Raw genomic sequence first — 19,186 nt, 5'->3', positions numbered from 1 at the left:
ATTATACGATGGCCACGTTCTCCCTCGGAGGCTCACTGGATAACGAACTCTTCGCTGAAGCCTATGATGAGTTTCTTGAACAATACAGACTTTGTGAATCCAGCATAGTTGACCTTGAACACTCCCCCGAAGATGCAGAATTACTGGGCGATCTGTTCCGTACCGTGCATACCGTAAAAGCTAACTCAAGCATGCTCAGCTTTGCACCTATGGTCGTTATTCTTCAAGAATTGGAAAACGTACTGGACCTTGTTCGGGAAGGCCAGATCCCCTTTTCCGACCGAGCCGGCGATCTGGTATTACTGCTTATGGATAAAGCCCGGGATTTTATGGAGCAATATCATGACGCTCAGCAGGTTGAATATGATGATGCACTCTATGAATCTGTAAAAGCAGGATTACAGAAACTCTCAATGGCACCACCTGAAATGGTCGCGCCACTGCTAGTCAATATCATTGCACTGGTGGACCCTAATACTAGCCAGGTGCCTCTTAAAGAAAAGCACTGGCTCGAAAGCTTCACCGAACCCAGTGAAGACCTCAGTTTCCTGTACAACATGGCACAAGCTTGTGAACAGCGGGTTGGATACTGGCAGGGCCGGACCGACAGAGTGGTTAAGCTGGCACTGGCAACCAATGAAGCTGGCGGCAGCCCGGTAGACGCCAATGCTTTAGCCGCCTCCCTCTTTACCCACGATATAGCCATGGCCTTCCTGCCAACCTCACTACTGACTAAGCAAAGCTCCCTTGACGAACATCAGATCAAATTAATGCGCCAGCATGTTCAGGTTTCTGCTCATCTGATGCGCTCAATGTTCGATTCGCAAAATGCCGGAACAATGCTAATGCAGCATCAGGAGCTATTCAGTGGCAGTGGCTACCCTAAAGGACTTAGCGGTAATCAAATTTGCACTGGTGCTAAAATCATTGCCATAGTTCACACCTTTGAAGCAATCACTCACGGACACACCAGCACCTCGTTGCACAAACGGCCACTGATGCGGGCCTTACTGGAAATAAGTAATAAGGCCGGTGTCGATTTCGACCAGCAATGGGTCGAAATATTTATGAAAGTGGTACGCGAGCAAAAATAGCTGCGTATCAACGGCAAGACCGCGAAAACTCAGACATAAAAAATCCCCGCTACCTGTAAAGATATCGGGGATTTTTTTATAGCAAACCGGCTACGCAAGCATAGCCGGCGAGTGCCGGGGGCTGATTACATCATGCCGCCCATGCCACCCATACCGCCCATGCCACCCATATCAGGCATGCCACCAGCAGCACCGCCTTCAGCAGGCGCATCAGCTATCATCGCTTCAGTAGTGATCATCAGGCCTGCAACAGAAGCAGCAGCCTGTAATGCAGAACGGGTAACTTTAGCTGGGTCCAGGATACCCATCGCCAGCATGTCGCCGTATTCGCCAGAAGCAGCGTTGTAACCGAAATTACCTTCGCCCTTCTCACGGATGTTCGCAACGATTACAGAACCTTCTGCACCGGCGTTACCAACGATCTGGCGCAGTGGTGCTTCCAGAGCACGGAAAGCCAACTCAACACCAACGCTCTGGTCGTGGTTTTCACCTTTCAGTACGCCAACCTTATCCATTGCACGGATCAGGGCAACACCACCACCAGGGATAACACCTTCTTCTACAGCAGCGCGGGTTGCATGCAGAGCATCTTCAACACGTGCTTTCTTCTCTTTCATTTCAACTTCAGTCGCAGCACCTACCTTGATAACTGCAACACCGCCAGCCAGCTTAGCAACGCGTTCCTGCAGCTTCTCACGGTCATAATCAGAAGAAGTTTCTTCCATCTGTGCACGAATCTGGTTAACACGGTTTTCGATAGCTGTAGCTTCGCCAACACCGTCAACAATAGTCGTGTTTTCTTTAGTGATAGAAACACGCTTCGCCTGACCCAGTTGCTCCAGAGAAGCACCCTCCAGGTTCAGACCAACTTCTTCAGAAATTACAGTACCGCCAGTCAGAGTTGCGATATCTTCCAGCATTGCCTTACGACGATCGCCGAAGCCAGGCGCTTTAACAGCAGCAACTTTAACGATACCGCGCATGTTGTTAACAACCAGAGTCGCCAGCGCTTCGCCTTCAACATCTTCTGCGATGATCAGCAATGGACGGGAAGACTTAGCAACCTGTTCCAGGATTGGCAGCAGATCACGGATATTAGAAACTTTCTTATCCACGATCAGCATGAATGGGTTTTCCAGATCAACGCTCATGCTGTCCTGGTTGTTGATGAAGTAAGGAGACAGGTAACCGCGGTCAAACTGCATACCTTCTACTACGTCCAGTTCATTCTCCAGACCGGTACCTTCTTCAACGGTGATAACACCTTCTTTACCTACACGCTCCATAGCTTCAGCAATGATGTCACCAACCTGTACGTCAGCGTTAGCTGAGATAGTACCTACCTGAGCAATAGACTTGGTATCTGCACAAGGTACAGCCATTGCTTTCAGCTGTTCAACAACGGCAGCAGCAGCTTTATCGATACCGCGCTTCAGATCCATTGGGTTCATGCCAGCAGCAACTGATTTCAGACCTTCGTTAACGATAGCCTGAGCCAGAACTGTAGCAGTAGTTGTACCGTCACCGGCAACATCGTTGGCCTGGGAAGCAACTTCCTTAACCATCTGAGCGCCCATGTTCTCGAACTTGTCGCTCAGTTCGATTTCTTTCGCAACAGATACACCATCTTTAGTGACTGTTGGCGCGCCGAATGCTTTATCCAGAACAACGTTACGACCTTTAGGCCCCAGAGTTGTTTTTACAGCGTCTGCCAGAATGTTAACACCAGCCAGCATGCGCTGACGCGCGTCATTACCAAACAATACTTCTTTAGACATTTTGAAAATCCTGTATTCAATTCAAGTAGATTGAAAAATTCTTATCCGGGCCTGGAGCGATTACGCTTCTAGAACACCAAAAATTTCGCTTTCGCTCATTACCAGCAGTTCTTCGCCGTCAACTTTAACAACGTTAGAACCTGCGTACTGACCGAAAATAACCTGATCACCAACTTGAACTGTCAAAGCCTGAATTTCACCAGCATTGGTTATGCGGCCGTTACCAACAGCAACTACTTCGCCCTGGTTAGGCTTTTCAGTTGCAGAACCTGGTAAAACGATACCTGAAGCAGTAGTTGCTTCTTCTTCTTTACGGCGAACAACAACACGGTCGTGTAGTGGACGAATTTTCATTGAATATCTCTCCTGATCCATCTGATCAAAAAAAGTCGTTTATAGTTATTAAACCGCTCATTTAGCTCCGAACTCTTTGACTTATAAAGACTTCAGACCGAAGCAAAGCATGTTTTACATGTTTACAAAGTGATTATCTATATCACCTAATAAATGATGATGTTTAGCTAGATGGGGCCGGCAAAATGGTTTTCAACACTTAACATTAAAAAAAGTGTGATTTTTCTGTTCCGAAAATCAGTCTTCCCGTCGGTATTCGCCGTCAATCACATCACCTTTATTCAAAGTCGATGAATCACGGGGATCAGCATGGTGGAAATTACCAGGACCAGCATGATGATGAAAACCCTGTGTAGGGTTGATCAGCGTCACCTTACTCATGACCAAATCAGCAAAACGCTGACGGGTAAACGGAATCAGACACAGAAACCCAATCACGTCTGTCACAAAGCCAGGCGTGAGTAAAAGCGCCCCACCTACGGCCAACACAATCCCTTCCACCATTTCACGGCCAGGCATTTCACCAGTCGCCATTCGGCCCTGTGCACGACGTAGCGTAGCAAACCCCTGATATCGCAACATGTTTACCCCAATAAATGCGGACAACAACACCAGGCCAACAGTATTCCAGGCACCGATTGCCTGACCTACATTAATCAGCAGGGTAATCTCTATAATTGGCACTATGATGAACAGCAAAAATATAAAACGCATAACAATAACCTGTCAGAAAAATAACGTTGGAGAAATCATTACTTTGTAACTATATAAGTAACCTATAAATCCTATGCTTCAGGCTACTACGATTGTCACAATTTCGCGATCATTTCAGCTTAACCTGACATATTTTCATAACCTGTACGAAAGCGACAAAGCTGCAGCATAATAATTTAATAAAGCAGAGTTTCTTGTTGTGCTATGCAACACCAAACTAAAATATTCATTTATATTTTTATATAAAAAAACCATAACTTATTGATATATATTGAAATTATAAATTTAACATTGAACAGTATGGACTTTTACGCAATTGCGTTATAACTTTTACAAAAGATTGTTGCACTGCACATATAAAAACAAAAAAACACAACATAATTTAAGGTAGTCCGCAGATGGAATTAAAAGATAAAGTAATTGTTATCACCGGTGGTGGCAGAGGCCTTGGTCGTGCAATGGCACTCCAGGTTGCAGCTAAAGGCGCTAAGCTGGCGCTTGTCGATCTTGATCAACAAGGTCTGGATGAAACCATTGGACTCTGCATGGAACTCGGTACTGAAGCCCGTGGTTATATTGCTAACATCGCTGAAGAAGATGCAGTTACCGAACTCTTTAATGATATCGCTGAAGATTTTGGTGCCATCCACGGCCTGGTAAACAATGCAGGTATTACCCGGGATGGCCTGTTCATCAAAGTTAAAGATGGCAAGGTCGTCAGCAAAATGAGCCTGGACAACTGGAATCTGGTTATGGATGTTAACCTGACGGGCACTTTCCTGTGTGGCCGTGAAGCAGCCATTAAAATGATTGAGCTGGGTTGCGAAGGATGCATCATTAACATCTCCTCTATTTCACGTAACGGCAACATGGGCCAGACTAACTACACAGCAACGAAAGCTGGCGTTCAGGCTATGGCTGTTACCTGGGCAAAAGAACTTGCGCGCTATAGTATCCGTGCAGCATCAATTGCTCCCGGTTATATCGGCACAGAAATGGTCATGAGTATGAAACCTGAAGCGCTGGAAAAAATTGCCGCAGGCATTCCAGCCAAGCGCCTTGGCAAGCCTGAAGAAATAGCCAGTACTGTCGCTTTTATTCTGGAAAACGACTACGTCAACGGCCGGTGTATTGAAGTGGATGGTGCACTGCGCATCTAATCAACACCGCAAACAACAAAGCCAGCAACTCGCTGGCTTTTTTGTGTCCGTTTTTTCTTTTAATACCCTAAGCTGCGATCAACCGACTTAACCGGCAGCCCCTGCCCTAACGCATGGATATACTCTTTTGCCTGAACAATTGCGTCCCTGATAGATGTTGGGGCCGCAATGTGCGGTGTGATGAGTACGTTCTCCATTGACCAAAGAGGTGAGTCCTGCGATAACGGCTCGTGCTCAAACACATCCAACATTGCACCGCGTAAACGTTGCTTGCGTAATGCATCAATTAAGGAAGGCGAATCTACTACCTCGCCCCTTCCTGCATTTATTATCACAGCATCCGGCAGTAATTGCTCAAACACAGCAGAATTGATTAACCCTTGAGTATGCTGACTGGAAGGCAATAAATTTATTAATACTCGAGTTCCCTGTAAAAACTCATCCAGACAGTCCTGGCCAGCAAAGCTATCAACACCAGAAACAACCTTCTCGGTACGACTCCAACCTCTAACAGGATAGCCATCTTCAGCAAGCTGTTGAGCAACCTGCGCTCCAATAGCACCCATACCAAGAATACCAACCGGCCAGCCAGCCCTAGCATCTATATTTTTTGACCACCACTGATTGTTTGATTGCTGCTGCTGATAACGGTCAAAATCACGACTAAAATGCAACAAACCGTAACGTACATAATCAGTCATCCACGCAGCCATGCCCGCATCACGTAATTTTAAAATAGGAACAGCTTCAGGCAATCCCGCCACAGCTAAAAGTTTATCAACACCCGCACCAAGATTAATGATGCCTTTCAACTGGGTCTGATGTGCAAATAACGCTTCCGGAGGTTGCCAAACCAGTGCGTAATCAGCCTGCCAATCCGAACATTCCGCTTCAGACCAGAGACGACAATCAGCACTGGGTAGAAACTCTGATATAACCGGCAGCCACTCAGAAAAGTCTTCGCCACGTGCGCAAAACACTATCTTCATACTTTCTTTCCTTCAGAGCTTTTAATTTAAAACTGGTCAAACTTACTCTAAAGCAAAAAAAAGCCCGACAACAGTGCCGGGCTTTCATGAATGATAAGTAAAATTAAGATCAATCCTTAATTCGATACTCAGCAGATCTCGCGTGTGCAGTCAGACTCTCTCCACGGGCAAGAACCGACGCAACTTTCCCCATTTCAGAAGCACCTTCTTCAGAGAACATAATCAGTGAAGAACGTTTCTGGAAGTCATATACACCCAGCGGAGATGAGAAGCGCGCGGTACCGGACGTCGGTAATACGTGATTAGGACCTGCACAATAATCACCTAACGCTTCAGCCGTATAACGGCCCATGAAAATCGCACCAGCATGCTTAATTTCAGGCAACAAAGCCTGAGGATCTTCAATAGACAATTCCAGGTGTTCAGGAGCAACCCGGTTGCTAACAACAGCTGCTGCTGAAAGATCAGGCACTTTAATCAGCGCCGCCCGATCTGCCATAGATACACGGATAATCGCTTCACGCTCCATTGTCGGCAGCAGCTTGTTAATACTTGCTTCGACCTTATTAAGGAACTCTGCATCCGGAGATACCAAAATAGGCTGCGCATCTTCGTCATGTTCTGCCTGAGAAAACAGGTCCATAGCTATCCAGTCTGGATCTGTCTGGCCATCACAGATCACCAGAATTTCTGAAGGACCGGCAATCATATCGATGCCCACAGCACCGAATACTGCCCGTTTAGCTGTCGCAACAAAGATGTTACCCGGGCCAACAATTTTATCGACCTTTGGTACTGTTTCAGTACCATACGCCAGTGCAGCTACTGCTTGCGCACCACCGACAGAAAAAGCGCGGTCTACACCCGCCAATGCAGCAGCAGCCAGCACCAACTGATTAACCTCACCATCAGGTGTAGGTACAACCATAATCAGCTCTTCAACACCGGCAACTTTAGCTGGTATCGCATTCATTAATACGGATGACGGGTAAGAAGCCTTGCCACCTGGCACGTACAAGCCGACTTTATCCATTGGGGTAACTTTTTGCCCCAGTAAAGTGCCATCAGCTTCACGATACTGCCAGGACTCACCAAGCTGCTTTTCATGATAATTGCGCACACGATCTGCAGCTGTTTGTAAGGCTGTTTTCTGCTCCGCTGGCAGGGTATCCAGTGCTTCCTGTAACTGAGTCTGAGAAAACTCGAGCTCAGCCATTTCGGTAACATTTAAACGGTCAAAGCGATTGCTGAACTCAACTACCGCGGCATCACCACGTTGCTTAACCTGATCCAGAATATCATCAACAATAGCGTTAACTTCTTTATTGGATACAGCTTCCCAAGCTAACAGACGATCCATCTGTTCAGCAAAATCCTGCTGCTGACTATCCAGCCGTAATACTTTTAAATCAGCCATTATTTATCTTCGCTCTTTCGTGCTTCAACTGCGGCGGCTAACTGCTCAATGATCGGCTGAATCTGACGGTGTTTCATCTTCATTGCAGCTTTACCGACCACCAGACGAGAGCTCACGTAAGCAATCTCTTCCAAAGGCACCAGGCCATTAGCACGCATTGTGTTACCTGTATCAACAATATCTACAATACGATCAGCAAGACCCATAATAGGCGCCAGCTCCATTGCACCATAAAGCTTAATGATATCTACCTGATGTCCCTGACGGGCATAGTATTCTTTGGTGACATTCACAAACTTGGTGGCAACTTTGATACGACCAGATACTGGCGGAGCATCCTTCAGAGAAGCTGTCATCAGCTTGCAGCGAGCAATATCAAGATCCAGCGGCTCATAGACGCCTTTGGCGCCGTATTCCATCAGTACATCTTTACCTGCCACACCCATATCTGCGCCACCATGCTCAACATAGGTCGGAACATCAGTCGCCCTGATCACAACCAGCTTGATGTTGTCATGATTGGTATCAAAGATAAGTTTACGGCTGCTAAAGATATCTTCAGCAGGCAGGATGTTAGCCGCTTCGAGCAACGGCAACGTGTCTTTCAGAATACGCCCTTTAGACAGGGCTATAGTCAATTGCTGTTTCATGTTTGCTATTTGACAATCCGTAAAGAGGGCAGCGCCGTAGCGCTGCTGAAAAATAAAAAAAAGTCGGCAGGCAAAAACTGTTAACCCGGCACGCGTTTAATCTTAGCGCCTAATAGTTGCAGTTTTTCTTCAATACACTCATAACCACGGTCAATGTGATAAATCCGCTCTATAACGGTTTCACCTTCAGCAAGGATCGCGGCGATAACCAGACTCGCAGAAGCACGTAAGTCAGTTGCCATTACTGGTGCACCGGTCAGTTTGTCGACACCTTCCATAATTGCCGTATTGCCTTCAATCGTAATCTTGGCGCCCATGCGGATCATTTCCTGCATGTGCATGAAACGGTTTTCAAAAACCGTTTCTTTAATCCGGCTTACACCTTCTGCCACTATGTTCATAGCAGCAAACTGCGCCTGCATGTCAGTCGGGAATGCAGGATAAGGCGCTGTTACCAAATTAACCGCTTTCGGACGTTTACCGTGCATATCCAGCTCAATCCAGTCTTTACCGGTTTTAATCTCTGCACCGGCTTCTTCCAGCTTTTGAATGACAGCATCCAGAATATCAGGACGCGTATTCTTTACCCGGATAGATCCGCGAGTCGCTGCAGCCGCAACCAGATAAGTACCCGTTTCAATTCGGTCGGCAACAACAGGGAAATGACAAGCTTTCAAAGAAGGCACACCATTCACAATGATGGTATCGGTACCCTGACCGGTAATATCAGCACCCATTGCTATAAGGAACTCAGCCAGGTCAACAACTTCCGGTTCACGTGCAGCGTTTTCAATAATACTCTGACCTTCAGCCAGTGCTGCAGCCATCAGAATATTCTCGGTACCTGTTACTGTAACCATATCAAAGAATACACGGCCACCTTTGAGACGCCCGTCACAGGTTGCACGAATAAAACCTTCTTCCAATACAATCGTCGCACCCAGGGCTTCAAGACCTTTGATGTGCAGATCCACAGGACGGCTACCTATTGCACAACCACCAGGCAACGACACTTCAGCATGACCAAAGTGCGCCAGCAAAGGCCCAAGTACCAGAATTGACGCCCGCATGGTTTTTACCAGCTCATAAGGCGCCACTGTTGAATTAATCGTGCGGGTATCAATCTCAACACTTAGCTTTTCATCTACAGTGAGATCTACGCCCATCTGACGCAACAACTCTAGCATAGTCGTAATATCATGCAGATGGGGCAGGTTGCTGATAGTAACAGGTTCATCAGCCAGCAAACTTGCCGCCAAAATAGGCAATGCAGAGTTTTTCGCACCGGAAATCTTTACATCGCCCTGTAACCGGCTTCCACCGGTAATAATTAATTTATCCATTACGCGTTTGCCTTATCAAATTAATTCTGTAATTCAGCCCACTGAGTAGGCGTATATGTTTTGATAGTCAGCGCATGAATACTGCCGTTAGCAATCTCTTCAGCCAAACACTGGGATACCAGTTGCTGCTTTTTAACCGGACGTAAGCCTTCAAAAACCTCACCGACAACGGTTACCTGGAAATTACAACCTTCACCTTCAGGGTAGACAACACAACCTTCCAGTTTGCTCTCCAGTAACTGCTTAACTTGTTCGATTTGCATGCAAAATACCGCTTAAATTTGGGAGGAAAAATAACAGACGAAATGATAGCCGATTACGATATAAAAGGCGACGGGATGATAACAGAGATGCTCGGAATTCCTGTATCTGATCTATATAAAACGACTCACTTCCAGATACGGGTGGCAGAAATACCGACGAGCTCTGCCATTTGTACCATTTCATCAGGAAAATTACGGGCTTCAAGTACTGCATTACTTTGTTCGGCAACGCGCAGACAGCTCAACCAGTACGCCAGCGCAGAGCTGTCTACACGGTTAATACCGGAAAAATCCACTACTGCGTTCCCTTTCAGAGCATCCAGGCAGGCATTCGTTACCTGTCGTGCATTCTCTGAAGTCGCAAAAACAAGGTCACCACTTAACACCAATGTATCAGCTGATTCCTGTTTACAACTGAAAGTCGCCATTTACTTGCTCACATCCGTCTGAACCTGAGCTTTCCAGTTAGCAATGACTTTAGCAACATCACCGCGATTCTTCTTAACAAGTGAAGCGAACTGATTCTTAAAATTCAGGCGCAGATTAATACCGTCCAAATGAACATTTACCAGCTTCCAGCCATCTTTCTGCTGCAACATATAGTAATCAAGTTTGTAGGTTGCACTACCACCGGAGCGGACTTTAACACTTACAATTTGCTTATTCGGCTTAGGACTTGGACGGCCCTCCGGTAACAATTCGTAACCCGTAATTTCAAAACCAACCAGTGCTTTAGCATAGGTTCTGATCAAAGTGCTTTTAAAGACACCTGTAAACTCGGTACGCTCATTATCGGTCGCCTTACGGTAATACTTTCCCATTACCCGCTTAGCAATATATTCAAAATCAACAACCGGAACCAACAGACGCTCAACCTCATTCAACAAAGGCGTATTATCGGTATCAGTCGTCAGTGATGAATCACCTAGAATATTTATAAGCTCTGCGCTGGTGTTATCCACAGGTTCACTGGCAGCTTGCCAGGACGCGTAGGTAACAGGACTGGTTGCAACCAGTATCACCAGACAAAAAACAGACAAAATTTTACGCATAACCTTTCTCTTTACTCTGTCGCTTCATTGAACAAAAATTTGCCAATAAGCTCTTCTAACACCAGTGCAGACTGAGTATCTTCAATCAGGTCTCCGTCCTGCAGCATTTCTTCATCGGCTCCAGTAGCTATGCCAATATATTTTTCACCCAGTAAACCTGAGGTCAAAATAGACGCTGAACTATCCAGACTCAGATAGTTCACATTGGCATCGATAGCCATTTCTACACGCGCCATCAACTGATCTTCATCCAGCACAATTGCTGTAACCTGACCAATTTTAACACCGGACATAGTTACCTTAGAACGCGCGGTCAAACCGCCGATGTTCTCAAACAGTGCGTATACTTTATATGTGCGGTTACCTTCAGATAATGTCAGCCCACTTACTTTTAATGCCAGTACCAACAGAGCCAACGCCCCTACCAGCATAAAAAAGCCTACTGCCAATTCCACTCCCCGGATTCGCATCTTATAAATCTCCAAACATCAAAGCAGTCAAAATAAAGTCCAGTCCTAATACCGCCAGCGAAGCATACACAACCGTGCGGGTTGTTGCCTGGCTGATACCTTCGGAGGTTGGTACCGAATCATAACCTTGATACACAGCTATCCAGGTTACAGCTACGCCAAAAACCAGCGCCTTAATTAATCCATTCAGAATATCTTCAGAAAAGTTGACAGAGTTTTGCATATTGGACCAGAACGAGCCTTCGTAAACGCCTAACCAATCCACACTTACCAGTAACCCACCCCAGATACCAACAACGCTGAAGATCATGGACAACAGCGGCAAACTGATCATACCGGCCCAAAAACGTGGCGCGACAATTCTGCGCAACGGATCAACACCTATCATTTCAAGGCTGGACAATTGCTCAGTCGCTTTCATCAAGCCGATTTCTGCAGTCAGAGCTGAACCAGCCCGACCAGCAAACAGTAACGCTGTAACTACCGGTGATAATTCACGCACTAAACTCAAAGCGACCATTTGGCCAACCGCCTGCTCAGAGCCATAGTCTACCAGAATGGTATAACCCTGAAGGCTAAGCACCATACCAATAAACAAACCCGATACAATTATAATGATCAGTGATAACACACCTACTGAGTACAACTGTTGAACCAATAGTGGCAAAGCCTGGCGGCTGGGTATAGCAAAAATAGACTGTGACAGTATTATGCCGGCACGCCCAAAAGCTTCCAATTTATCAAGCCCGGCAGCGCCCAGACGCTGAAGATTTGCGAGCATAGTAATTAACCTTGCATCAGCTGATCGACATAATCATCAGCCGGAAAATGAAACGGAACCGGTCCATCCGGCAAACCCTCCAGGAACTGACGTACCTGAGGCGAGCTCTGCTGACGTAACTGCTCTGCAGTACCATGTGCTAACACTCTGGAATCAGCAATCAGATATATATAGTCAGCAATCGCCAATGTCTCGTTAATATCATGTGAAACGATAATACTGGTATGACCGAGAGCTTTATTTAACCGGGAAATCAGGTTTACCAATACACCCATCGCAATCGGGTCCTGGCCGGTAAAAGGCTCGTCATACATAACCAGGTCCGGATCCAGAGCAATAGCACGAGCCAGAGCAACCCTACGCGCCATACCACCAGATAGTTCGCTGGGCATCATATCAGCAGCCCCGCGCAACCCTACCGAGTGCAACTTCATTAACACCACATCCCGAACCATAGATTTACTCAGGTCTGTATGCACCCGAATTGGGAAAGCGACATTTTCAAAGACACTCATATCAGTAAAAAGTGCACCGCTCTGAAACAGCATGCCCATTTTTTCCCGCACCTTAAAAAGCTCTTTGCGGGAAAGCTTAGGTATATCGTCTTCTTCAAGCAGAATCTGCCCCTGATCAGGCTTAAGCTGACCACCGATTAAGCGCAGCAGAGTAGTTTTACCTGTACCACTGGGCCCCATTACAGCTGTAATTTTTCCCCGGGGAATACGGATATCAACATTATCAAAGATTGCCCGCTCACCACGGGCAAAGCTCAGCTGTTTAATATCAATAATACTGTCGTCAAGATAATCCATCTTAAACTCTTAAGCTTCCTGTGGTGTTTCTTCAGCAAATTATAATTCAGAACTCTACTCTGACTTCCGCAGCCTCATTTACAAGACATTAATCCCTGATAAGTAAACCCGGGGTTAATGCTGTGGCTAATCTGAGACTGCTAAAGTTGCAGTAAGTTTATGGACTGCAATTTTCCACTGAAGTTTGGCCAGTGGTTTAAACAGATACTCAGGCATATAAAAAGACAGGTACAAGGCAAGATCCCTGCAATAGGTGATACACGCAAACCGTCCGATATTCCCTGACTCTTAGCTTAAAAGCCGCAATCACATCAGCATAGCAACGAATAGCGCGCACTATACCAGAGCACTCGCCCTACCATCAAAAAAAACTCCCTGAAAAACTAATAAAATCAGTCTTCAGCTACACAGGCCTTGCACATCCGCCCGATTCTTCATTAAATATGCGGCTCATCCATTTTCATGTTCGAGTCCCTATAACAGATGCTTTTCCCTATTCTTGCTTTACTCGCCGGTTTTGTCGTACTGGTCTGGAGTGCTGACCGCTTTGTAGACGGTGCAGCGGCAACCGCAAAAAACTTCGGCATGTCGCCTATGCTAATCGGTCTGACCGTTGTTTCATTCGGCACTTCTGCACCTGAGATTCTGGTATCAGCTATGGCTTCAACCACCGGAGCCGGGGGGCTGGCAATAGGTAACGCACTCGGGTCAAATATTGCAAATATCGGATTAGTACTTGGAGTCACAGCACTCATCACTCAGCTCCCTGTTAAATCAGGCGTACTAAAACGCGAAATCCCTCTACTTCTGGGTATTACGCTGCTAGCCGGATTGGTTTTATTCGATCAGTACCTGGGGTTAACAGATGCATTAATTCTTGTCGCAGCACTTATATTCAGCCTGTTCATGTTCGCGCGCTTTCAAAAATCTGCAGAGAATGACGAGCTCGCCAGTGAAGATGAAGAACTGCCTGACATGGCAACATCTAAGGCATTATTTTGGCTGATACTAGGGTTAGCATTGCTTGCAGCCAGCTCACGGGCACTGGTATGGGGTGCTACAGAAATCGCTGTATCATTAGGCGTGAGTGATCTGGTTATTGGTCTGACAATTGTTGCAATTGGCACCAGCCTGCCTGAACTTGCAGCCTCTGTTGCCAGCGCCCTTAAAGGTCATACAGATATAGCTATCGGTAATATTGTTGGTTCAAATATTTTTAATATTGCAGCAGTTATGGCTGTACCAGGTTTTCTGGCACCAATTACATTTGATGCGGTCGTAATATGGCGAGACTATGGCGTTACGCTTAGCCTTACCGCCTTGCTGCTGGTCTTAGCTCTGTGGCAGAAGCCACCGCGTATCAGCCGTCCGGAAGGCGCATTGCTACTGGTTGGCTATGCTACATATTTAGGTGTGTTATACCAAATGAGCGTTTAAGTAATGAGTAAAACATTTAATTTTCTAGCTTCAGCGCGCCGAACGATCAACATTGAACAGGCGGCAATTGCCGATCTGGAAAAGCATTTAGACGGCGACTTTGATAACGCCTGCCAACTCGTACTCAACTGTAGCGGCAGAGTTATTGTTACCGGGATGGGTAAATCAGGCCATATCGGTAAGAAAATCGCAGCAACGCTGGCATCTACTGGCACACCGGCTTTTTTTGTACACCCAGGTGAAGCCAGTCACGGTGATTTAGGAATGATCACTCCGGACGACCTGATAATTGCATTATCTAATTCCGGAGAAACCAGTGAAGTCACTGCACTTCTACCACTGATCAAACGTATGAATGCCCCTCTGATCAGTATAACTGGTAACCCTGAATCAACACTTTCACGTTTCGCCAACGCTAATTTAAATGTTGCCGTTACCGAAGAAGCCTGTCCGCTTGGATTAGCACCTACATCCAGCACCACAGCGGCACTTGTTATTGGAGACGCATTAGCTATTGCTCTTTTAGAAGCCCGCGGATTCAGTGCAGAAGACTTTGCATTTTCTCATCCCGGAGGAAGCCTGGGACGTCGCCTGCTGCTGAAGGTTGCAGATATTATGCACAGCGGTGACGAAATACCTATGGTCAGCCCTGATACTTCACTGGATAATGCTTTAATTGAAGTAACCCGCAAACGCTTAGGTATGACAGGTATTCAAAGTGCAGACGGCAAACTTGCCGGTATATTTACCGATGGTGACCTGCGCCGAACTCTGGATCAAAATATTGACCTGAAGAACACTCCAATCAGCCAGGTCATGACCCGTGAATGCACCACAGCAGAAGCCGAAATGCTTGCCGCTGAAGCATTACAAATTATGCAAACACATAAGATTAACGCATTAATTGTACTGAATGAACAAGGAACGCCGGTAGGCGCTCTTAACATGCACGACATGTTACAGGCTGGAGTTATCTGATGCTGGCAAACATTTCTGAACAACTTATCCAAAATATGCAAAATGTTCGGCTTGCGGTATTTGATGTCGACGGTGTTCTCACAGACGGAAAATTAAACTTTCTCCCGGACGGCAGCGAAATTAAAAATTTCAATACTCTGGACGGACTTGGTATCAAGATGCTGCAGCAAGCAGGCATCAAAACAGCCATTATAACTGGCCGAAGCTCTCCCCAGGTTGAAAAACGCGCTAATTCCTTAGGTATCCATTACCTGTATCAGGGACGCGAAGATAAATTAACAGCTCTGAAAGAACTTTGGTCAGATACTGGTTTTACCCCTGACAACACAGCATATATCGGCGATGACCTGCCAGACCTGGCCGCTATTCGTGCGGTGGTTTTTGGTGCAACGGTTAATGGCGGCCATGACTTTGTGCGTCAGCATGCAGACTGGTGCACAACCCGTCTGGCCGGACAAGGCGCAGGCAGAGAGTTCTGCGAAACGATTCTTGCAGCGCAGCAGAAACTTGATGCAATCTGGGCAGAATATCTGTGATGTCACGGTCCCGACTACGCTTACTCATTGCGATACTTATTGTAGGCGTCAGTGTTTTCTACCTGGGTTGGCAAGACCCAGGGCAGAAACCAAAAAATGCTGATAACAAGCCTGCTCACCCGCAAGCAGACTATTTTATCAAGCAAAGCCACAGCAAAGATTTCAGTTCCGATGGATTCAAGACTCAGTCACTTACCTCAGAATTCATTGAACACCTGCCAGCAAAACAACGTCTGGAATTATTAAAACCTGAAATACACTTTTTCGAACTGGGTAAGCTTACTAATTCAGTTAATAGTAATCAGGGCGAAATTCCAGATCAGAGCAAGCAGATTGAATTTATCGGCAATGTGATCATCAGAGATCATCAACAGCCTGAAAAACAGCAGACGATTAATACCGAGGTTCTGACTGTCTTCACTGAAAAAAAACTTGCGAAAACAGCTTCAAAAGTCACAATATCTGACCAGTCAGGCCGAACTACAGGCGTTGGCATGCAAGCTGATTTCAACGTCAACACTGTCGAATTGCAATCCCAAGTAAAAGGGCTTCACTATGTCAATTAGCCGTATTGCAACACCTTTCATTCTACTTTCAGCTCTGTTTTCCAGCCTGGCTACAGCGCTACCTGAAGATAAATCCCAACCCATTCATATAGCTGCCGACAACGCCAACATGAATGAACTAACAGGGATAACTGTCTACAAAGGCGCAGTCAACGTTCAACAGGGCACTCTAAAAATTGAAGGAAGTACTGTCGAGTTAAAACAGGCTAACGGTGGGGTTACAAATATTAAAGCCCTTGGCTCACCCGCTCACTATGAACAAAAGCCCAATAAACAAGACCCTCTGACCCATGCCTATGGCAGTAAGCTGGATTACGATACGCTTGCAGAAGTACTGGTTATCACCGGCAAAGCTAAAGTCACTCAGGGTGGCGACGTTTTTACCGGAGACCGTATCGTATACGATATGAAAAAAAGTACCATCGAAGCCTTCAGCGACAATAAATCCTCAAACGAACGGGTAATTATGGTGATTCAGCCTAAAGCAACTCAGAGCGACACTAATTAATGAGTAGCTTAGAAGCTCTTAACCTGGCCAAGAGTTACAAAGGCCGGTCAGTTGTAAAAGATGTCTCCCTGCACATTGAACGTGGCCAGATTGTTGGGTTACTTGGCCCTAACGGCGCAGGTAAAACTACCTGTTTCTATATGATTGTCGGTTTAGTAGATGCTGACAAGGGCACTATCCAGCTCGATGGTCAGGACCTCACCAGACAAGCTATGCATAATCGTGCCCGAAAAGGCATTGGCTACCTTCCTCAGGAAGCATCCATTTTTCGGAAGCTGAGCGTTCGCAATAATATTATGGCGATTCTCGAGACCCGCCCTGAACTTAACAAACAGCAACGCGAAGAAAAACTTTCAGAGTTACTGGAAGAGTTTCACGTAACACATCTGGCTGATAGCCTAGGTATGAGCCTGTCAGGCGGTGAACGTCGGCGGGTTGAAATTGCCCGTGCGCTGGCAACCGAACCTAGCTTTATCCTGCTGGATGAACCTTTCGCTGGCGTAGACCCTATTTCAGTTACAGATATAAAAGCAACAATCAAACACCTGCAAAGTAAAAACATTGGTATTCTGATTACTGACCACAATGTTCGCGAAACTTTAGACATTTGTGAACAGGCATATATCGTCAGTGAAGGATATATCCTTGCCGCTGGCGCACCAGAAGATATACTGAGTAATCAGCAAGTGAAGCAGGCATATCTTGGCGAGCAGTTCCGTCTGTAGTTTTCACCCCTTCTTTATCTGACAGGTACAAGCAGTTATATGAAACAAGCGTTACAACTGAAGATTGGCCAGCACCTTACGATGACCCCGCAATTGCAGCAGGCGATTCGGCTGTTACAACTGTCAACGCTTGATTTGCAACAGGAAATCCAGGAAGCTCTCGACTCAAATCCAATGCTGGAAGTTGGCGAGGAAGATTCGTCCGAAAGCAATGAAGCAAAAACGGAGCACGATGCTGACTCCCCTGCCAAGCAGGAAACGACCGAAACAGTTAGCGCTGAGCCTGAAGAAACCCATGTCGCGGACAGCGACTGGAGCGAAGACATTCCAGACGAACTGGCAACTGACAGCCAGTGGGAAGACACCTTTCAGACGGCGACTCCCAGCAGCTCCACCAGCAATAACGACTTCAGTGACAGCAACTTTGAAGCTAACGACACAGCCGTTGAAACCCTTCAGGATCATCTAAATTGGCAGCTTAACCTTACGCCAATGAGCGAACTGGATCAGTTAATCGCGACGAATATCATTGATGGTATTACCCCTGATGGCTACCTGAGTATCGAACTGGAAGCGATCCACGAGCACTTTATAAGTCAGGACGACCAGTTCTTACAAGAAACTGAATTGGATGAAATTGAAGCAGTACTTCGCCGAGTACAGCAATTTGATCCACCAGGCGTTGCTGCCCGAGACTTGAGTGAATGCCTGATGCTGCAACTTAATCAGCTGCCGGCAGACACTGCTTACCTCAAAGAAACACGCAAAGTTGTCAGCCAATACCTGCCCATCCTTGGCAATCATGACTACAAATTATTAATGCGTAAAACCCGCCTGAAAGAACCTCAGTTACAGGCAGTAGTTGCTCTGATCCAGACACTTAATCCAAAACCTGGCGCCAGCATTACAACTACACATTCAGAGTATGTAATTCCTGATGTATTCGTCAGCCAAGATAAAGGTATATGGCAAGTCCGGCTAAGTCCGGAAGCATCCCCCCGCCTGCGCATAAACGACAGCTATGCAGATTTAATTAAGCGCGCAGATAACAGCCCGGATAATACCTATCTGAAAAGTCATTTACAGGAAGCCCGCTGGTTTATAAAAAGCATTCTCAGCCGTAATGAAACTTTACTCAAAGTAACCCGGGAAATTGTTGCCCGTCAGCAAGACTTCCTGGAAGAAGGCGAAGAAGCCATGCGACCAATGGTACTGCACGATATTGCCGAAGCTGTCGATATGCATGAATCAACCATTTCCAGAGTTACAACCCAAAAGTACATGCATACCCCAAGGGGTATTTTCGAACTAAAATATTTTTTCTCCAGTCACGTCAGTACCGACGGCGGTGGAACCTGTTCTTCTACTGCAATACGTGCACTGATTAAAAAACTGGTTGCAGCTGAAAGCCCTGCAAAACCACTGAGTGACAATAAGATTACTCAACTGCTGGATGAGCAGGGAATTAAAGTCGCCCGACGAACCATTGCTAAATATCGCGAGTCTTTGAACATTCCACCTTCAAATGAGCGAAAGCGTCTGGTTTAATGAAATTACGG

At 46.3% G+C, this 19,186-nt stretch carries 22 protein-coding genes; 9 read left to right on the top strand and 13 right to left on the bottom strand.

Features of this window, described 5'->3' with window-relative positions; translation table 11 throughout:
* The first annotated feature begins 8 nt into the window (after positions 1-8).
* Complete coding sequence (locus tag OCU49_RS06310; RefSeq protein WP_261844134.1) at positions 9-1,094, top strand: HD domain-containing phosphohydrolase; 1,086 nt, start codon at positions 9-11, stop codon at positions 1,092-1,094.
* Positions 1,095-1,219: 125 nt separating this feature from the next.
* On the opposite strand, the gene groL is transcribed toward OCU49_RS06310, so the two are convergent.
* The 3 genes from groL to OCU49_RS06295 form a co-directional block, all read right to left on the bottom strand.
* A complete protein-coding gene (groL, locus tag OCU49_RS06305; protein ID WP_261844133.1) occupies positions 1,220-2,872 on the bottom strand; it encodes a chaperonin GroEL in 1,653 nt (550 codons plus the stop codon).
* Between the two features lie 60 nt (positions 2,873-2,932).
* Positions 2,933-3,226, bottom strand: a complete 294-nt coding sequence (locus OCU49_RS06300; protein WP_261844132.1) for a co-chaperone GroES — start codon at positions 3,224-3,226, stop codon at positions 2,933-2,935.
* Between the two features lie 237 nt (positions 3,227-3,463).
* Positions 3,464-3,940: an FxsA family protein gene (locus OCU49_RS06295; RefSeq protein WP_261844131.1), complete on the bottom strand. Its 477-nt coding sequence runs from the start codon at positions 3,938-3,940 to the stop codon at positions 3,464-3,466.
* A 398-nt stretch (positions 3,941-4,338) separates the two neighbouring features.
* Between OCU49_RS06295 and OCU49_RS06290 the strand changes: the two genes are divergently transcribed.
* A complete protein-coding gene (locus OCU49_RS06290; RefSeq protein ID WP_261844130.1) occupies positions 4,339-5,100 on the top strand; it encodes an SDR family oxidoreductase in 762 nt (253 codons plus the stop codon).
* 59 nt (positions 5,101-5,159) lie between these two features.
* On the opposite strand, the gene OCU49_RS06285 is transcribed toward OCU49_RS06290, so the two are convergent.
* The 10 genes from OCU49_RS06285 to OCU49_RS06240 form a co-directional block, all read right to left on the bottom strand.
* Positions 5,160-6,089 carry a 2-hydroxyacid dehydrogenase gene (locus OCU49_RS06285; RefSeq protein WP_261844129.1) on the bottom strand — a complete coding sequence of 310 codons (930 nt, stop codon included), beginning with the start codon at positions 6,087-6,089 and terminating at the stop codon, positions 5,160-5,162.
* Between the two features lie 109 nt (positions 6,090-6,198).
* Positions 6,199-7,506 carry a histidinol dehydrogenase gene (gene hisD, locus OCU49_RS06280; RefSeq protein ID WP_261844128.1) on the bottom strand — a complete coding sequence of 436 codons (1,308 nt, stop codon included), beginning with the start codon at positions 7,504-7,506 and terminating at the stop codon, positions 6,199-6,201.
* The gene (hisG, locus tag OCU49_RS06275) at positions 7,506-8,156 is read right to left on the bottom strand and encodes an ATP phosphoribosyltransferase (protein WP_261844127.1); all 651 of its coding nucleotides are present in this window, start codon (positions 8,154-8,156) and stop codon (positions 7,506-7,508) included. Before hisG ends, hisD begins: the two co-directional genes overlap by 1 nt.
* Before the next feature lie 80 nt (positions 8,157-8,236).
* Positions 8,237-9,499, bottom strand: coding sequence for a UDP-N-acetylglucosamine 1-carboxyvinyltransferase (murA, locus tag OCU49_RS06270; RefSeq protein ID WP_261844126.1), 1,263 nt, complete (start codon positions 9,497-9,499; stop codon positions 8,237-8,239).
* A gap of 20 nt (positions 9,500-9,519) precedes the next feature.
* Positions 9,520-9,762 (bottom strand): BolA family protein, encoded by a 243-nt coding sequence (locus OCU49_RS06265; RefSeq protein WP_261844125.1) that lies wholly within the window; start codon positions 9,760-9,762, stop codon positions 9,520-9,522.
* A 125-nt stretch (positions 9,763-9,887) separates the two neighbouring features.
* Entirely contained in the window at positions 9,888-10,190 is a 303-nt protein-coding gene (locus OCU49_RS06260; protein WP_261844124.1) for an STAS domain-containing protein, read from the bottom strand.
* Entirely contained in the window at positions 10,191-10,814 is a 624-nt protein-coding gene (locus OCU49_RS06255; RefSeq protein WP_261844123.1) for an MlaC/ttg2D family ABC transporter substrate-binding protein, read from the bottom strand.
* Between the two features lie 11 nt (positions 10,815-10,825).
* Positions 10,826-11,284 carry an outer membrane lipid asymmetry maintenance protein MlaD gene (mlaD, locus tag OCU49_RS06250; protein ID WP_261844122.1) on the bottom strand — a complete coding sequence of 153 codons (459 nt, stop codon included), beginning with the start codon at positions 11,282-11,284 and terminating at the stop codon, positions 10,826-10,828.
* A gap of 1 nt (position 11,285) precedes the next feature.
* Positions 11,286-12,065: a lipid asymmetry maintenance ABC transporter permease subunit MlaE gene (gene mlaE / locus OCU49_RS06245; protein WP_261844121.1), complete on the bottom strand. Its 780-nt coding sequence runs from the start codon at positions 12,063-12,065 to the stop codon at positions 11,286-11,288.
* Positions 12,066-12,070: 5 nt separating this feature from the next.
* The gene (locus tag OCU49_RS06240) at positions 12,071-12,877 is read right to left on the bottom strand and encodes an ATP-binding cassette domain-containing protein (RefSeq protein ID WP_261844120.1); all 807 of its coding nucleotides are present in this window, start codon (positions 12,875-12,877) and stop codon (positions 12,071-12,073) included.
* A gap of 483 nt (positions 12,878-13,360) precedes the next feature.
* Between OCU49_RS06240 and OCU49_RS06235 the strand changes: the two genes are divergently transcribed.
* From OCU49_RS06235 to OCU49_RS06205, 7 genes are read left to right on the top strand one after another with little or no spacing between them, the layout of a single operon-like run.
* Positions 13,361-14,314 carry a calcium/sodium antiporter gene (locus OCU49_RS06235; protein WP_261844119.1) on the top strand — a complete coding sequence of 318 codons (954 nt, stop codon included), beginning with the start codon at positions 13,361-13,363 and terminating at the stop codon, positions 14,312-14,314.
* A gap of 3 nt (positions 14,315-14,317) precedes the next feature.
* The gene (locus OCU49_RS06230) at positions 14,318-15,292 is read left to right on the top strand and encodes a KpsF/GutQ family sugar-phosphate isomerase (protein WP_261844118.1); all 975 of its coding nucleotides are present in this window, start codon (positions 14,318-14,320) and stop codon (positions 15,290-15,292) included.
* On the top strand, positions 15,292-15,828 hold the full coding sequence (locus tag OCU49_RS06225) for a KdsC family phosphatase (protein WP_261844117.1): 537 nt from the start codon (positions 15,292-15,294) through the stop codon (positions 15,826-15,828). The genes OCU49_RS06230 and OCU49_RS06225 overlap by 1 nt, the downstream gene beginning before the upstream one ends.
* Complete coding sequence (lptC, locus tag OCU49_RS06220; protein WP_261844116.1) at positions 15,828-16,394, top strand: LPS export ABC transporter periplasmic protein LptC; 567 nt, start codon at positions 15,828-15,830, stop codon at positions 16,392-16,394. The genes OCU49_RS06225 and lptC overlap by 1 nt, the downstream gene beginning before the upstream one ends.
* Positions 16,384-16,902 (top strand): lipopolysaccharide transport periplasmic protein LptA, encoded by a 519-nt coding sequence (gene lptA / locus OCU49_RS06215; RefSeq protein ID WP_261844115.1) that lies wholly within the window; start codon positions 16,384-16,386, stop codon positions 16,900-16,902. Before lptC ends, lptA begins: the two co-directional genes overlap by 11 nt.
* Positions 16,902-17,627 (top strand): LPS export ABC transporter ATP-binding protein, encoded by a 726-nt coding sequence (lptB, locus tag OCU49_RS06210; RefSeq protein WP_261844114.1) that lies wholly within the window; start codon positions 16,902-16,904, stop codon positions 17,625-17,627. The genes lptA and lptB overlap by 1 nt, the downstream gene beginning before the upstream one ends.
* Before the next feature lie 39 nt (positions 17,628-17,666).
* On the top strand, positions 17,667-19,175 hold the full coding sequence (locus OCU49_RS06205; protein ID WP_261844113.1) for an RNA polymerase factor sigma-54: 1,509 nt from the start codon (positions 17,667-17,669) through the stop codon (positions 19,173-19,175).
* Positions 19,176-19,186 lie beyond the last annotated feature (11 nt).

The sequence above is a fragment of the Aliamphritea ceti genome (assembly GCF_024347215.1).
GTDB classification, from domain to species: Bacteria; Pseudomonadota; Gammaproteobacteria; order Pseudomonadales; family Balneatricaceae; genus Amphritea; species Amphritea ceti.
The sequence above is the reverse complement of the archived record's forward strand: the minus strand, read 5'-3'. Positions and strand labels throughout refer to the sequence as shown.

Coding starts and splice junctions, on each gene's coding strand:
- OCU49_RS06310 (WP_261844134.1), top strand. CDS start 9: ATGGCCACGTTCTCCCTCGGAGGCTCACTGGATAACGAACTCTTCGCT.
- groL (WP_261844133.1), bottom strand. CDS start 2,872: ATGTCTAAAGAAGTATTGTTTGGTAATGACGCGCGTCAGCGCATGCTG.
- OCU49_RS06300 (WP_261844132.1), bottom strand. CDS start 3,226: ATGAAAATTCGTCCACTACACGACCGTGTTGTTGTTCGCCGTAAAGAA.
- OCU49_RS06295 (WP_261844131.1), bottom strand. CDS start 3,940: ATGCGTTTTATATTTTTGCTGTTCATCATAGTGCCAATTATAGAGATT.
- OCU49_RS06290 (WP_261844130.1), top strand. CDS start 4,339: ATGGAATTAAAAGATAAAGTAATTGTTATCACCGGTGGTGGCAGAGGC.
- OCU49_RS06285 (WP_261844129.1), bottom strand. CDS start 6,089: ATGAAGATAGTGTTTTGCGCACGTGGCGAAGACTTTTCTGAGTGGCTG.
- hisD (WP_261844128.1), bottom strand. CDS start 7,506: ATGGCTGATTTAAAAGTATTACGGCTGGATAGTCAGCAGCAGGATTTT.
- hisG (WP_261844127.1), bottom strand. CDS start 8,156: ATGAAACAGCAATTGACTATAGCCCTGTCTAAAGGGCGTATTCTGAAA.
- murA (WP_261844126.1), bottom strand. CDS start 9,499: ATGGATAAATTAATTATTACCGGTGGAAGCCGGTTACAGGGCGATGTA.
- OCU49_RS06265 (WP_261844125.1), bottom strand. CDS start 9,762: ATGCAAATCGAACAAGTTAAGCAGTTACTGGAGAGCAAACTGGAAGGT.
- OCU49_RS06260 (WP_261844124.1), bottom strand. CDS start 10,190: ATGGCGACTTTCAGTTGTAAACAGGAATCAGCTGATACATTGGTGTTA.
- OCU49_RS06255 (WP_261844123.1), bottom strand. CDS start 10,814: ATGCGTAAAATTTTGTCTGTTTTTTGTCTGGTGATACTGGTTGCAACC.
- mlaD (WP_261844122.1), bottom strand. CDS start 11,284: ATGCGAATCCGGGGAGTGGAATTGGCAGTAGGCTTTTTTATGCTGGTA.
- mlaE (WP_261844121.1), bottom strand. CDS start 12,065: ATGCTCGCAAATCTTCAGCGTCTGGGCGCTGCCGGGCTTGATAAATTG.
- OCU49_RS06240 (WP_261844120.1), bottom strand. CDS start 12,877: ATGGATTATCTTGACGACAGTATTATTGATATTAAACAGCTGAGCTTT.
- OCU49_RS06235 (WP_261844119.1), top strand. CDS start 13,361: ATGCTTTTCCCTATTCTTGCTTTACTCGCCGGTTTTGTCGTACTGGTC.
- OCU49_RS06230 (WP_261844118.1), top strand. CDS start 14,318: ATGAGTAAAACATTTAATTTTCTAGCTTCAGCGCGCCGAACGATCAAC.
- OCU49_RS06225 (WP_261844117.1), top strand. CDS start 15,292: ATGCTGGCAAACATTTCTGAACAACTTATCCAAAATATGCAAAATGTT.
- lptC (WP_261844116.1), top strand. CDS start 15,828: ATGTCACGGTCCCGACTACGCTTACTCATTGCGATACTTATTGTAGGC.
- lptA (WP_261844115.1), top strand. CDS start 16,384: ATGTCAATTAGCCGTATTGCAACACCTTTCATTCTACTTTCAGCTCTG.
- lptB (WP_261844114.1), top strand. CDS start 16,902: ATGAGTAGCTTAGAAGCTCTTAACCTGGCCAAGAGTTACAAAGGCCGG.
- OCU49_RS06205 (WP_261844113.1), top strand. CDS start 17,667: ATGAAACAAGCGTTACAACTGAAGATTGGCCAGCACCTTACGATGACC.